Origin of the sequence: Streptomyces sp. AC550_RSS872 (genome assembly GCF_019049285.1) — a bacterium.
Taxonomy (GTDB): Bacteria; Actinomycetota; Actinomycetes; order Streptomycetales; family Streptomycetaceae; genus Streptomyces.
This window is the reverse complement of record NZ_JAGMUL010000105.1, coordinates 15,344-30,050: the sequence shown is the minus strand read 5'-3', so window position 1 is coordinate 30,050 and position 14,707 is coordinate 15,344. Positions and strand designations below refer to the sequence as shown.

The window sequence follows — 14,707 nt, the reverse complement described above, 5'->3', positions numbered from 1 at the left end:
GTGGGGGCGGGCGGTGGGGGGCTGAACGGGTGACGGATGCCTGCGGCGGCCTGCTGGTGTTCGGTGGGGGCGCGCATGGCACGGTTCGAGCCGTCCCCCACCCGCACCGGGGCTGCGCCTCACGGCCGCCGACGGTCCCGCTTCGGCGCCGGGCAGGCCCATTCAGCCGTCCGGCGTTTGAGGACGAGGCATTGCCGTCCCCAGCCCCCACCCACCCGCAGGGCGCTTCGCCGACCCAGGCCCATTCAGCCCGTCCGGCGTTTGAGGACGAGGCCCTTCGGGCCGAAGCGGGGGTCCAGGGGGCGGAGCCCCCTGGCGGGGTCGAAGGGGCGGAGCCCCTTCAGGAGCCCCTTCAAGGGATGGGACGGGTAGGGGCGGCGGGGGCGAGGAACTGCTGTTTGGGGGCGGGGTTGGCGGAGGCTAGCGGGCCGTGGTGGTTACCCGTTCGCTGTCAATGCGCTTGGCCAAGGCGTCCTCGGCCAGCGCGTCCAGGTGGCGGCACAGAACGACCGAGCCGCCGGTGGCAAGAGCGGCGTACAGACCCGCGTTGAGACCCTCCCAGGTGTCGTACGGAAGGGCCGAGAGGATCCGGGAACCGGGGCCGGTGAGACCCAGGTCCGGGGCCTCGGCGCGGGCACGCTCCACGACCTCGGCGCCGCTGAACTCCCGGCCGGCCACGATGAGCGCGGGACCCTCGGGGTCGACCGGTGCGTAAGGGGCGAAGCGGTCACCCTGACTCGGCACCTCCACGGCGTAGTCGGCGAAACCACCCGGAGGCTGCGGAAAGCGGCCCCCCAGCGGCCGGAGCGCCAACGCGACCCGCTCACCGCGGCACGCCCGCGCGGCCTCCAGACTCTCCGGCCCGCTCACGACCACGTCGGCCGCCGCGGGGTCCCCACCCACGTCCGCGATGGCACCCACCGACGAACACGCCAGCAGCCACACCGCGGTCTGCCAGTGCGCGGGCAACAGCAGCGTGACCCGGTCACCCGGCCCGGCCCCGAGGTCGCCCTGGAGCAGATTCGCGGTCTTGGCCACCCAATTGGCGAAGGTGGCCACGGACAATTCGACACGTTCCCCGGTGGCGTCGTCGTAGAAGGTCACCAGGGGTCGTCCGGGATCCGCGGCGAGCGCGGAACGCAGCAGGTCGGCAGGGGTGCGATCGGTGGCGTTCACCCGCGCAAGCGTACGCGGGCGAGTGGGTGCGCACCCCCCGGTGGGGGTGCCCGCCCGCACCGGTTCGGACGAACGGCGGCCAGACGCTTCGTCAGTTCTCCAATGGACAGGTATGTATGGCTCTGTCCAACATCGGGGGTATGCGTGGATTCCTTGCTTCCTCGATCGGTGTCACGTGCGCGGCCGCTCTAGCCCTCCCGCTCACCCCACCCGCCGTCGCGACGACCGCGAGGCCGGCGTCCGGAGTACAAGCGGCCACCAGCGAGAGGATGCCGGCCGGGCCGGCGGGGCGTCACGAGGACGCCGATGTGAACCTCCCCGGCAGCACCCAGTCGCTGCCCCTCGCCCCCCTCGACCGTGACCGCATCCTCGGTGGCCCCGTCGAACAGGGGCTGTCCCCCCGGGACGTACCGCACTTCTCCCTCGTCGGCGTCACCTGGGACCGCCCGGGCGCCGAACTGCACGGCCGTGTCCTGGTCCGTACCCGCGCGGTCGGCACGGGCACCTGGTCCGGCTGGCAGGAGGTCGAGACGCACAACAGCGAACACGCCGCCGACCCGGGCACCGACGAGCCCACCTCGGGCCAGGTGCGCGGCTCCACGGCGCCCTTGTGGGTCGGGGAGTCGGACGCAGTGGAGGTGCGGGTCACCCCGGAAACACAGCCGGGGACGGAGACGGAGACCGTACGGCCTCGGCCGACCGACGAACCCGAGGACGGGGAGGAAGCCGGTGAGGAAGTCGGGGTGGAGGACGGGGAGGAGAGCGGCGGTGACGACTCGACGGCCGCCCCCGACGACGCCGCCACCCTCCCCGCCGGCCTCCGCCTCGAACTCGTCGACCCCGGTGAGGCCGCCCCGGTGAAGGGCGGTGACTCCGGCGGCGCCACCCGCCCCGGATCCCTGAAGACCGAGACCGTCGAGACCGCCGAGGCCCTCGCCGCCTCCGGCGCCAACGCCGAACTCGCCCCCATCGGCGCCGCCGAGATCCCCGCGCTCGACCGCACCGCGACCGAGCGGGAGCTGCTGGCCCTGCGCGGGGCCGAGTTGACGCAGGCACAGCGGGCGAAGCCGTACATCGGGCCGCGGCCGCGCATCGTCACGCGGCGCGGCTGGGGCGCGAACGAGAGCTGGCGGGAGCGGAGGTTCGCCTACACGAAGAAGGTGAAGGCGGCCTTCGTGCACCACACGGCCACCGGCAGCAAGTACCGGTGCTCGCAGGCCCCCTCGCTCATTCGCGGTATCTACCGCTACCACGTCAAGAGCATGGGCTGGCGCGACATCGGCTACAACTTCCTCGTCGACAAGTGCGGAAACATCTACGAGGGCCGCGCCGGGGGAGTGGCGAAGCCCGTCCTGGGTGCCCACACTCTCGGTTTCAACTCCAACAGCATGGGGATCGCCGTCCTCGGCAGCTACGGCGCCAGCAGGCCGACCGCCGCCTCGGTGAGGGCCGTGGCCCGGCTCACGGCTTGGAAGCTGGGCCTCTACGGCTCCAATCCGCGCGGAAAGACATATCTGACGTCCGGCGGTGGCAATCTGTACCGAAAGGGAAAGAACGTACGACTGAATGTGATCTCCGGCCATCGCGACGGCTACTCCACGGCGTGCCCCGGCCTCCAGCTCTACCGCAAGCTCGGCTCGGCCCGCGCCTGGTCGGCCCGCTACCAGGGCCGCTGAGTCGAAGGGAGCGGAGTTCACAGGGGAGCGCAGTTCACGGGGGAAGGGGGAGGCCGGGACGGGGACATGGGGGTGGGTCACATTCACCGCCGGCGGGGGGGCACGGGGCGGAACGAGGAGTACCGCACTGCCGTCGAAGGGCGCCGTACAACGGACTGCATACACTGGCCGGCCGAAAGACAGTTCGGCCGGTCCCGGCAGGAAGCAGAGACGACAGGTGACAGAAGCGATCCTCCTGGTCGGCGGCAAGGGCACTCGGCTGCGTCCGCTCACCGTGCACACGCCGAAGCCGATGGTTCCGGCGGCCGGGGTTCCGTTCCTCACACACCAGTTGGCGAGAGCGAGAGCGGCGGGCGTGGACCACATCGTCCTGGCCACGTCGTATCTGGCCGAGGTCTTCGAGCCGTACTTCGGCGACGGCTCGTCGCTCGGCCTCCATCTGGAGTACGTCACGGAGGAGGAGCCCCTCGGCACGGGCGGCGCGATCCGCAACGTGGCCTCCCGACTCCACTCCGGTCCCGACGACCCGGTCCTGATCTTCAACGGCGACATCCTGACCGGCCTGGACATCAGGGCCCTGGTCCACACGCACGAGACGACGGGTGCGGACGTCTCCCTCCACCTCACCAAGGTGACGGACCCGAGGGCGTACGGCCTCGTCCCCACGGACCACACGGGCCGGGTGACGGCCTTCCTGGAGAAGCCGCAGACCCCCGAGGAGATCGTCACCGACCAGATCAACGCGGGGGCATACGTCTTCCGCCGCTCGGTCATCGACACGATCCCGGCCGGCCGCCCGGTCTCCGTGGAACGCGAGACCTTCCCCGACCTCCTCTCGGCCGGCGCGCACCTCCAGGGCATGGTCGACTCGACCTACTGGCTCGACCTGGGCACGCCGGCGGCCTTCGTCCGAGGCTCGGCGGACCTGGTCCTCGGCCGAGCCCCATCCCCCGCCGTCCCCGGCCGCTGCGGCGACCGCCTCATCCTCCCCACGGCCACCGTGGCCCCCGACGCCAAGCTCACCGGCGGCACCGTGGTGGGCGAGGGCGCCTTCGTGGCCGAGGGCGCCCGCGTCTTCGGCAGCACCATCCTCCCCGGCGCCGTCATCGAACCCGGCGCCGTCATCACCGACTCCCTCATCGGCACCCGAGCCCGCGTGGGCGAACGCTCCGTCCTCACCGGCACGGTCATCGGCGACGGCGCGGTCATCGGCGCCGACAACGAGTTGAGGGAGGGCGTACGGGTGTGGTGCGACGCGCTGATCCCAGCGGGGGCGGTGCGGTTCTCCCCGGACCTGTAGCGGGCTTGGCCGGCATTCTCAGCCCGTCCCCACCCACCCGCGGGGCGCTTCGCCGACCCAGGCCCATTCAGCCCGTCCGGCGTTTGAGGACGAGGCCGCAGGCCGATGGGGGTCCAGGGGGCGCCAGCCCCCTGGCGGGATCGAAGGGGCGGAGCCGCTTCAAGGGATGGGACGGGCAGGGGCGGCGGGGGCGAAAAACCCGGCGCCACCGCCACCCCTCACAACCGCCCGATATCCCCCCGCGGCATCCGCGGAGCCCGCCGTGCCGGCACCCGCCCACTCAACAAGATCAACCGAGCCGCCCGATGCCGCTGCCCCGCATACGGCTCCAGCAACTCCAGCATCACCGAGTCATCCGCATCCCGATCCCCGGCAAGCGCCCACCCCACGATCCCCGGCAGATGCAGATCCCCCACAGTCACCGCATCCGCCGCCCCATGACTCCGCTGCACCACCTCCGCGGACGTCCACGGCCCCACCCCCGGCACAACCTCCAACCGAGCCTGCGCCTCCGCCGGAGACATCCGCGCAGCCTCTTCCATCCGTGCAGCAACCCGCACGACCCGCAGAATCGTGGACGCCCGCTTGTTGTCGACCCCGGCTCGATGCCACTCCCAGGACGGAATCAGCCGCCAGGTCTCCGCGTCCGGCATCACACACATCCGCCCGGGCGCGGGCCCAGGCGCCGGCTCCCCGAACTTCCGCACCAGCAACCGCCACGCCCGATACGCCTCATCGGCCGTGACCTTCTGCTCCAGAATCGACGGAATCAACGACTCCAGCACCAGCCCGGTCCGCGTCAACCGCAGCCCCGGCCGCCGATGCCGAGTCACCGCCACCAGCCGATGCCGCGGCACGAAGACGGACGGATCGTCGGCGGCCCCGAGCAGCTCCGGCAACTGTTCGAGCAGCCACTCGGCCCCCGGCCCCCACGCCTCGCCCCGCACTTCGGCCCCCCGCACACCGACCCGCAGCGTCCCGGGCCCGGCAGGCGTACGGCAGGCCCGCCACACGGACCCGTCCGGCATCGCCCGGAACGTCGGATCCCCGGGCCCCCGCCTCAGCGGCCCCAGCACCAGCCCGAGATCGAGCGGCCCGTCCGGCACGACCGTCCGCGCCTTCCCCGGCGCGACAGCCTGCCGCGGCACACCCGCAGGCACAGCGACCTGCCCACCGCGCACCGTCGTACGCGTGGGTCGCGGAGCGAAACGTCCTGCCACAGTGAGGTCCTTGGGGTACCGGAGGAGGCCTACGAGCATCGGGGAGCGGACGGCGCGTACGGGTATGAGCCGTACGGACATAACCCGTGCGCACATGAGCCGTACCGGACGGGTCCTACGAGCGTAGGCCCTGCCCGCCCCGTGTCAGCGAACCTCGATGAACGCCCCCGCATCCCGCTCCGGCCGGGCCCGCGGCTCCTGCGCCGGATGCCCGACCGCCACCGCCCCCATCGGATCCCAGTCCTCCGGCAGCCCGAGCACCTCCCGCACGACGTCCCGGCAGAACATCGTCGACGACACCCACGCCGAGCCCAGCCGCTCCCCGGCCAGCGCGACCAGGAAGTTCTGCACCCCGGCCCCGGTCGCGACGACGAACATCTCCCGCTCGGCACCGTCCCGCCGCGCGTCGCCGTAGGTGTGCGAACCGTCCATGACCAGGCAGGGCACCACCAGATACGGCGCGCCCCGCAGCACGTCCCCGCGCCGCACCCGCTTGGCGACGGACTCCTCGCTCTTGCCGTCCCGCCGCAGATCGGCGATCCACGCGTCGCGCATGGCGTCGAGCAGCCGCGTCCGCGACTCCTGCGACTCCAGCAGCACGAACCGCCACGGTGTGGTGTGGTGCGGCGCCGGAGCGGTGACAGCCGCCGCGACCGCCCGCCGTACGGCGCCGGCGTCGACGGGCTCGTCCGTGAAGGCCCGTACGGTACGCCGCTGGGTGACCGCCTCCCGTACGGCCTCCGACGTCCCGAGCCGGAACATGTCGTCCCGCGCGTCGCGCACCAGGGCCCGAGCCCCCTCCCCGTGGTCCTCGGTCACCGTGCTCGCCAGCCCGCGCACGACGGCGACCGGCAGTCCGGCGGCCTTGCCCTTGACCAGGTCACCGGCGGCGGCCAGCTCGTCCGCCGTCGCCACGACGGTCGCACTGAGCGGATTGCCGTACGCGTCCGTGCCGCCGCGCAGATCGTCGAGTACGCGGATGCCGGCGGCGCCGATGGCGACGTCGGTGAGCCCGGCGCGCCAGGGGCGCCCGAAGGTGTCGGTGACGACGACCCCGACCTCGACGCCCAGGGCGTCCCGCAGCCCGTCCCGGATCGCCCGCGCGGACGCGTCCGGATCCTCGGGCAGCAACAGCACGGTCCCGGCGGCGGTGTTGGAGGCGTCGACCCCGGCGGCGGCCATCACCAGGCCCTGCCGGTTCTCGACGATGCGCAGGGCGCCGCGGCGCGCCACGACCCGCACCGTCTCCGCGTCGATCGCGGCCTCGCGGTCGGTCGCCTCGACGATCCGCCCCTCAGCCTTGGACACGATCTTCGAGGTGACCAGGAGCACGTCACCGTCGACGAGGCCCGGCTCGCCGGCGGCGATCAGCTTCGCCAGGTCGTCGCCCTGCTGAACCTCCGGGATTCCCGGGACGGCCCAGACGCGGTAGCCGTCGGCAGACACCTCGCTCAAGCCCCCCGCACCTCCTCCGCCAGCGTCAGCGCCTCGCGAGCCATCTGGGCGGTCGCGTCGAGGTCGGTCATCATCAGCGGCACGGCCCGGCAGCGGATCCCGGCCGCCTCGACCCGCTCCACGCAAGCCTCGTCCACGGTGTCGACGAGCCAGCCGTCGAGCAGTCCCGAGCCATAGTGCTCGGCGACCGCCGCGGCCGTCGACTCCACGCCGACCGCCGCGAGCACCTTGTCGGCCATCCCGCGCACGGGCGCGTCCCCGACGATCGGGGAGAGCCCCACGACCGGCACTCCGGCGTCGGCGATGGCCTCGCGGATGCCGGGCACGGCGAGGATCGTGCCGACCGAGACGACCGGGTTGGACGGCGGGAAGAGGATGACGTCCGCCGCGGCGACGGCCTCCAGGACGCCCGGGGCCGGCTTGGCCTGCTCCGCGCCGACCGGCACGATCGCCTCGGCCGGCACCGAGGCCCGCAGCCGCACCCAGTACTCCTGGAAGTGGACGGCCCGGCGTTCGCCGTCCAGATCGACGGCGACATGCGTCTCGACGCGGTCGTCGGTCATGGGGATGAGACGGACTCCCGGCTTCCACCGGTCGCAGAGCGCCTCGGTCACCGCGCTCAGCGGGTATCCGGCGCCGATCATCTGCGTCCGCACGATGTGCGTGGCGAAGTCCCGGTCGCCGAGCCCGAACCACTCGGGCCCCACTCCGTACGCCGCCAGCTCCTCCTTGAGATGGAAGGTCTCGTCGGCCCGGCCCCAGCCCTGCTCCTCGTTGATGCCGCCGCCGAGCGTGTACATCACCGTGTCGAGGTCCGGGCAGACCTTCAGCCCGAAGAGGTGGATGTCGTCCCCGGTGTTGCCGATGACCGTGATGTCCGCGTCCGGCACGGCCCGCTTCAGACCGCGCAGGAACCGGGCACCACCGATGCCGCCTGCCAGAACCACAATGCGCATGGGAGCAGTCTTGCAGGCGGGTACGACAACGCGTCAGGCAGTCACGGGACGGGGCTCCGGACGCGCCTCGCAGGTCGACGAGGTGTGCATCGGCATCTCGGTCAGGCCCGGGTAGTACACGTGCAGGCTGACGGCCGGCTCCAGCGCGTCGTTCGCCACGTCGTGCGCGTAGCCCGGGGCGAAGACGCGCTGCGCGCCCGCCGCCAACACGCGCGTGCCGCGTTCCGTGCGCTCGGTCAGGGTGCCGTCCAGGACCGTCAGTACGCCGGAGGACCGGCCGTGGTCGTGCAGGCCGCTGCCCTGCCCGGGGACCCACGACAGCAGCCACACCTCGTAGCCGGGGCCGGTGTGCAGCCGGTGGTACCAGCGCGTGGTCGCGTCGTATCGGACGAGGTGCTCCCACTGCGACCGGTCGGCGGCGATGGAGCGGGCGAGGCCGACGAACTCGGCCACGGTGGCCGGGTGCTCGCGCGGTGTCTGGAGGAGGTGCGGGACTTCGAGGATGTCGCCGGCGATCTGGAGGTCGCTGTCGCTGTTCATGGGGTGCGGTGGTTCCTCAGTGAAGGAAGGTCAGAGGGAACGGAGGCCGAGAGACGGGTGGCTCGGCCGTCAGCTGGAGCAGGTGTGGCTCAACAGCTGGGACAGCAACAGCTACAGCGAGCGCGGGCAGCACCGTGGGACCCGGCGGTGCGGGTCGAGGTGGGTGCCGAGTTCGCGAGCATGCCCACAAGGACATCGGTTTGCACCTCGAGTGTCAACTCGGCGCCCGTTATGTGGGACATGTTTCACCTCATCCGGTTCATCTCCGTGGCGAAAGGTTTGTTCATGGGGTGGCCGGGACACATGGCGCACAACCGGGCGCACGAGCGTCGTTGTGATCCTGTGATCCGACTGTGATCCGGTTCGCTTCTGCGCGTGTGTGCAACGAGATCGAACTTCTGGGCGTCCTTTTCCGTACAGGCTCTGAGCGGGGACGGGCACCCTCCCGGGCCTCGTCTGCTTGTCAAGGTTTATGACGATTTGAACACTTTCCGCTAGGCCTTGGTTCCGCAGAGTGAATAAGGGGCTCAATAGCAGATCTCGGCTTGACTCGCCCGGAGCAGCACACTTGTAATTTCACTCGTGTCGTTCAGCCGAAATCGGTAACGGCTACATCACGGGGACGCGAAAGACAGACGAGGGGCGCACATGACCGAGCTGGTGCAGCAACTGCTGGTCGACGACGCGGACGAGGAACTCGGCTGGCAGGAGCGCGCGCTGTGCGCCCAGACCGACCCCGAGTCCTTCTTCCCCGAGAAGGGCGGCTCCACCCGCGAGGCCAAGAAGGTCTGCCTCGCCTGTGAGGTCCGCTCCGAGTGCCTCGAGTACGCCCTCGCCAACGACGAGCGCTTCGGCATCTGGGGCGGTCTGTCCGAGCGGGAGCGCCGCCGCCTGAAGAAGGCCGCCGTCTGAGCGGCACGCCTGCCGGACGTCCGGCCGTGGCGGGCCCGGCCGCAGGGCCGAGCGGTGGCCCGACCCGACCTGGCCCGGGCGGCCGGGGCTGAAGCGCGGGCGGCCGCCCACACCCGGCCCGTACGCATCGCACATACATACGTCTCGAACATGTCTCGAACGGCCCGTCGCGGGTGGGTTATCCACAGGCGGCGGGCCGCTGTGATGCCCAGCCGATAGTGTGGTCGCTCGTCCGAGACGCCGCGCTGTCCCCACAGGGCACGGGCGTCCACCGCAGTCCATCGAACCGGGGCCCGTACCTCGATGTCCGTGCACAGCCACACGGCAGCCCAGCACGACTCCGCTGCCACACCTGAGTTCCCGCGTCATGTGGTGACCGCGGTCCTCGTCTCCCACGACGGCGCCCGCTGGCTGCCCGACGCGCTCGCCGGGCTGCTCGGCCAGGAGCGCCCCGTCCAGTTCGCCATGGCGGCCGACACCGGCAGCGCGGACCAGTCCGCGCAGCTCGTCACCGACGCCCTCGGCGACGATCGCGTACTGCACCTCGCCCGGCGCACCGGATTCGGCCAGGCCGTCGAGGAGGCCAACCGCACCGCCCCCGTCCTCACCCCGGACGAGCTGACCTATCTGAAGCGGCCGAGCGGCTGGGACCCCGTCACGCGCACGTGGCGCGACGACGCCTACGACATGCCCGAACTCCCGCACGGGGAGCCGGTGCAGTGGCTGTGGCTCCTGCACGACGACTGCGCGCCCGAACCCGACGCGCTGGCCCAGCTGCTGCGCGTCGTGGAGAACGAGTACGAACTGGGCCGCGACGACATCGCCGTGGTGGGCCCCAAGCTGCGCGGCTGGTACGACCGCCGACAGCTCCTCGAGGTCGGCGTCACCATCGCCAACTCAGGCCGCCGCTGGACCGGCCTCGACCGCCGCGAACAGGACCAGGGCCAGCACGACCATGTGCGGTCCGTGCTGTCCGTGTCCACCGCCGGCATGCTGGTCCGGCGCGACATCTTCGACCAGCTCGGCGGCTTCGACCGCCGCCTGCCCCTGATGCGCGACGACGTCGACCTGTGCTGGCGCGCCACCGCCGCCGGCCACCGTGTCCTCGTCGCCCCCGAGGCAGTCGTACGACACGCCGAGGCGGCCTCCCGCGAGCGCCGCACCGTCGACTGCGTGGGCCGCACCTCCGCCTCCCCGCACAAGGTCGACAAGGCGGGCGCCGTCTACACCCTGCTCGTCAACACCCGTACGGCCGTGCTGCCCTGGGTGCTGCTGCGCCTCGTGCTCGGCACGGTCCTGCGGACCCTGGCCTACCTCGTGGGCAAGGTCCCCGGGCAGGCCCTCGACGAGATCCGCGGCCTCGTCGGCACCCTGCTGCGCCCCGAGCGGATCATCGCCGGGCGGCGCAGGCGCGGGAGTCCCGTCATCGACAAGGGCGAGCTGCGGGCGCTGTTCCCACCGCCCGGCGCGACCGTGCGGGCCACCGTCGAGCAGGCCGCGAGCAGCCTCTTCGGCAGCTCCGACCCCGAGGTGGCCGCGGGCGCGGGACGGCACGGCGGCGCGATCGAGTCCGGGCCCGGCGGGGACGACGCGGACTTCCTGGAGGTCGAGCAGTTCGCGCGGCTCAAGCGCGTCGCCCGCAAGCCCGGCCCGGTGCTCTTCCTGGTGCTGCTGTTCGTCTCGCTGGTCGCCTGCCGCGCCCTGCTCGGCGGCGGCGCGCTCGCGGGCGGTGCGCTGCTGCCCGCGCCGGCCGACTCCGTTGAGTTGTGGTCGCGTTACATCGACGCCTGGCACCCGGTGGGTGCCGGTGGCGCCACGTCCGCGCCGCCCTACCTGGCGATCGTGGCGACGCTCGCCTCAGTGCTGCTGGGCTCGACCGGGCTCGCGGTCACCGTCCTGCTGGTCTGCTCGGTGCCGCTGGCCGGACTCACCGCCTACTTCGCCTCCCGCCCGCTCGTCGAGTCGCGCCTCCTGCGTGCGTGGGCGGCCGTCGTCTACGCCTTCCTGCCCGCCGCCACCGGCGCGCTCGCGGGCGGCCGTATCGGCACCGCCGTCCTCGCCGTCCTGCTGCCGCTCATCGCGCGCGCCGGCATCGCGGCGAGCGGCCTCACGAACAGCTCCGGTGCGCGTGGCAGTTGGCGCGCCACCTGGGCCTACGCCCTGCTGCTGACGATCACCACGGCCTTGACGCCGATCGTGTGGCCGATCGCGCTGGCCCTCGGGATCGGACTCCTGGCGGTGCGGCGCGCCGACATCACCGCCTACGGCCTGCGCTTCCTGGCCCAGCTCGGCGTTCCCCTGCTGGTCCTCGCCCCCTGGTCGCTGTCACTGCTCCCGTTCGGCTTCTTTCAGGAGGCCGGTCTGGAGTACGGCCCCTCGGCGGCGTCCCCCCTGGATCTGCTCGGTGCCAGCCCCGGCGGGCCCGGCACCGTCAGCGGCCTGATGCTCATCGGCGTCGTCCTGGCCGCGCTGGCCGCCCTGCTGCGCTCCGAGCGCCAGTTCGGGATCTGGACGGCGTGGGCGGTCGCCCTCGTGGGCCTCGTCTTCGCGGTCCTGTCCAACGGCTCCACCTGGGCCGGTCCCGCGACCCTCGTCTACGGCATCGCCCTCCTGGCCGCCGCCCTGCTCGGCGCCGACGGGGCACGCGCGCGTGTCGCCGAGCAGAGCTTCGGCTGGCGTCAGCCGGTCGCGGCGCTGATCGCCTTCGCCGCGGCCGCGGGTCCGTTTCTCATGGCGGCCGGCTGGATGATCGGCGGTGCCGACGGGCCGCTGGAGCGGCGCGACCCGGTGCAGGTGCCCGCGTTCGTCGCCGAGGACAGCAACACCCGCGACCAGGCCCGCACCCTCGTCCTCGACAGCGACTCCCCGGCCCATGTCGGCTACATGCTCGTCCGCGGCTCGGGCGCCCGCCTCGGCGACGCCGAACTCGCCGCCGCGGACGGGGAGAACGCCAAGCTCGACAAGATCGTCGCCAACCTCGTCGCCGGCTCCGGCGCCGACCAGGCCGATCAGCTGGGCGCGTTCGCGGTGCGTTACGTCCTCGTCCACAAGGGCGCGCCGCGTGAGGTCACGCGCGTGCTGGACGCCACGCCCGGACTGTCGCGGCTGAGCGAGCAGAACGGCAGCGCGCTGTGGCGGATCGACCGGCAGGTGTCCCGCGCGGCCATCGTCGCAGCGTCCGGCTCGGCCGAGCCTCGGTCCGTCGCCGCCGGGCCCACGGAGATCCACACCACCATCCCGGGTGGCTCCGACGGGCGTGTACTGCGCCTGGCCGACAGCGCAGACGACGGCTGGACGGCCACCCTGGACGGCAAGCCGCTCACGCCGACCACGCTCGACGGCTGGGCCCAGGGCTTCGAGCTTCCCACCCAGGGCGGCAGGCTGGACGTCACCTACGACGACCCGATCGCGCACACCGCCTGGCTGTGGGCCCAGGGCTTCCTCGCCCTTGTCCTCGTCGTGATGGCCCTTCCCGGACGCCGCCGCGACATCGACGACGATCTGCCCGAGGAAGAGCCCGCCCCGGCCGAGGCCATGGCCGGAGAGGGCCGCCGGGCCCGCCGACTGCGCGCCCAGGCCGAGGCCGAGGAGACCGGTCAGGACGGCGACTTCCCGCCCCTGCCGAAGGAGGCGCCGGCCGCCGCGATTCCGCAGCAGCAGTCCTACGGCGAGTGGGACACACGCCCCTACGCGGGCGCCGACTACGGCGGCTACGGCGGCGAGCAGTACCAGACCGGCCAGCAGTACCCGGCGGGCGGCGCCTACGACCAGGCGTACCAGGCGGATCCGTACCAGGGCGGCCAGTACGACCCGTACGCGTACGGAGGGCAGGCCCCCACCGGTGCGTACGACCCCTCGTACGACCAGACGTACCAGCAGGGCTACGACGGCACGTACGACCCGGCAGAGCAGCAACCGCACGGCAATGAGCGTTCCGACGGGAGCCAGCAGTGAACCGCACGACCCTGTCCCTCATCGCCGCCGGCACCGCCCTCGCCGCCGTCACCGGGTTCGCGGCGCTCACCACGCCGGACGCCTCCGGCGCGAACACCGCCAAGGCGGCCGCCGAGCTGCCCGTGGAGCGCACCAGCCTGGTCTGCCCGGCACCGAGCACCTCGGACCTCGCCGAGACGACGTACACCTCGTTCACGCCCGTCACCAAGGGCGCGGAGAGTGACGGCAAGGCGGAACTGCGGTCCGCGGCGCAGGAGTCGGCCGACACGGCGGGCGGCAAGGGCAAGAAGACCGACGACGCGAGCAAGACTGGGAAGTCCGACAAGCCGGTCCTGGAGGCCAAGGAGCCGGGGACGCCGGTCACCGGTGACGCGTCGGGGGCCGACTCGCCGGCGCTGATCGGGACCGCCGACGGGAAGTTCGCGCCCGGCTGGACCGTGCAGGAGACGACGGAGGTCGCCGCGGGCACCGGGCGCGGCCTCCAGGGCGTCAACTGCACCGCGCCCGACACCGAGTTCTGGTTCCCGGGCGCCAGCACGGCTCCCGACCGCACCGACTACGTCCATCTGACCAACCCCGACGACTCCGCCGCCGTCGTCGACATCGAGCTGTACGGCAAGGACGGTGCGATCGAGAGCACGGCAGGCGAGGGGATCACGGTCCAGCCCCACTCCGGTGAGCCGATCCTGCTGTCCACGCTGACCAGCGAGAAGCAGGACAACGTGACCGTGCACGTGAGTGTGCGCAGCGGGCGGCTCGGGGCATCCGTGCAGGCGCTGGACGACAAGCTCGGCGGGGACTGGCTGGCCGCGTCCGCCGACCCGGCGGGCAGTCTGGTGCTGCCCGGCATCCCGAAGGACGCCACGTCGGTGCGGCTGGTCGCCTTCACCCCGGGGGACGCCGACGCGGACCTGAAGGTGCGCCTCGCATCGCCGTCCGGACCGATCACCCCCGCCGGGAACGAGACGCTGCACGTCAAGGCGGGTATGACGAGCGCGGTCGATCTCGGTGACGTGATGCGGGGCGAGACGGGGTCGCTGGTCCTGACGCCCACGGACAAGTCGGTGCCGGTCGTCGCGGCGCTGCGCGTGGTGCGTGGCAAGGGCGCCAAGCAGGAGACGGCCTTCATACCGGCGAGCCGCGCGGTCGGCACGCGTGCGACGGCGGTGGACAACAGGGCGAAGGGCACGACGTTGTCCGTGACGGCGCCGTTCCGTACGGCGCAGGTCAAGGTCACGGCGTCGGCGGGCAGCGAGGGCGGCACGGCGGCGTCGAAGACGTACACGATCAAGTCCGGCACCACCCAGGACGTGGAGATGCCGGCGCCGAGCGGCCTGAAGGGCACGTACGCGCTGACGGTGGAGTCGGTGTCGGGCGGGCCGGTGTACGCGTCGCGGACGCTGGTGGCGACGACGGAAGGGTTGTCCGGCTTCACCGTGCAGACGCTGCCGCACGACCGGGGGACGGTGGCGGTGCCGGAGGCGGACGAGGACCTGTCGGTGCTCCAGAAGTAGGCGG

At 72.5% G+C, this 14,707-nt stretch carries 10 protein-coding genes; 5 read left to right on the top strand and 5 right to left on the bottom strand.

Annotated features, from left to right (window positions below):
• Positions 1 to 420 precede the first annotated feature (420 nt).
• Positions 421 to 1,176: a TIGR03089 family protein gene (locus tag KUM44_RS31810; RefSeq protein ID WP_217213222.1), complete on the bottom strand. Its 756-nt coding sequence runs from the start codon at positions 1,174 to 1,176 to the stop codon at positions 421 to 423.
• 140 nt (positions 1,177 to 1,316) lie between these two features.
• Between KUM44_RS31810 and KUM44_RS31805 the strand changes: the two genes are divergently transcribed.
• Both KUM44_RS31805 and KUM44_RS31800 read left to right on the top strand, forming a co-directional pair.
• A complete protein-coding gene (locus tag KUM44_RS31805; RefSeq protein ID WP_217213221.1) occupies positions 1,317 to 2,852 on the top strand; it encodes a peptidoglycan recognition protein in 1,536 nt (511 codons plus the stop codon).
• Between the two features lie 217 nt (positions 2,853 to 3,069).
• Positions 3,070 to 4,152, top strand: a complete 1,083-nt coding sequence (locus tag KUM44_RS31800) for an NDP-sugar synthase (RefSeq protein ID WP_217213220.1) — start codon at positions 3,070 to 3,072, stop codon at positions 4,150 to 4,152.
• Between the two features lie 218 nt (positions 4,153 to 4,370).
• On the opposite strand, the gene KUM44_RS31795 is transcribed toward KUM44_RS31800, so the two are convergent.
• The 4 genes from KUM44_RS31795 to KUM44_RS31780 form a co-directional block, all read right to left on the bottom strand.
• A complete protein-coding gene (locus KUM44_RS31795; RefSeq protein ID WP_217213219.1) occupies positions 4,371 to 5,372 on the bottom strand; it encodes a DNA-3-methyladenine glycosylase in 1,002 nt (333 codons plus the stop codon).
• Between the two features lie 144 nt (positions 5,373 to 5,516).
• Complete coding sequence (locus KUM44_RS31790; RefSeq protein WP_217213218.1) at positions 5,517 to 6,827, bottom strand: coenzyme F420-0:L-glutamate ligase; 1,311 nt, start codon at positions 6,825 to 6,827, stop codon at positions 5,517 to 5,519.
• Positions 6,824 to 7,783, bottom strand: coding sequence for a 2-phospho-L-lactate transferase (gene cofD / locus KUM44_RS31785; RefSeq protein ID WP_217213217.1), 960 nt, complete (start codon positions 7,781 to 7,783; stop codon positions 6,824 to 6,826). Before cofD ends, KUM44_RS31790 begins: the two co-directional genes overlap by 4 nt.
• Before the next feature lie 33 nt (positions 7,784 to 7,816).
• Positions 7,817 to 8,323 carry a cysteine dioxygenase family protein gene (locus KUM44_RS31780; RefSeq protein ID WP_217213216.1) on the bottom strand — a complete coding sequence of 169 codons (507 nt, stop codon included), beginning with the start codon at positions 8,321 to 8,323 and terminating at the stop codon, positions 7,817 to 7,819.
• 648 nt (positions 8,324 to 8,971) lie between these two features.
• Here KUM44_RS31780 and KUM44_RS31775 point away from each other — a divergent pair.
• The 3 genes from KUM44_RS31775 (at position 8,972) to KUM44_RS31765 (ending at position 14,703) form a co-directional block, all read left to right on the top strand.
• Complete coding sequence (locus KUM44_RS31775) at positions 8,972 to 9,235, top strand: WhiB family transcriptional regulator (RefSeq protein ID WP_003975777.1); 264 nt, start codon at positions 8,972 to 8,974, stop codon at positions 9,233 to 9,235.
• A gap of 303 nt (positions 9,236 to 9,538) precedes the next feature.
• Complete coding sequence (locus KUM44_RS31770; RefSeq protein ID WP_217213215.1) at positions 9,539 to 13,189, top strand: glycosyltransferase family 2 protein; 3,651 nt, start codon at positions 9,539 to 9,541, stop codon at positions 13,187 to 13,189.
• Complete coding sequence (locus KUM44_RS31765) at positions 13,186 to 14,703, top strand: DUF5719 family protein (protein ID WP_217213214.1); 1,518 nt, start codon at positions 13,186 to 13,188, stop codon at positions 14,701 to 14,703. Before KUM44_RS31770 ends, KUM44_RS31765 begins: the two co-directional genes overlap by 4 nt.
• The last annotated feature ends 4 nt before the right edge of the window (positions 14,704 to 14,707 follow it).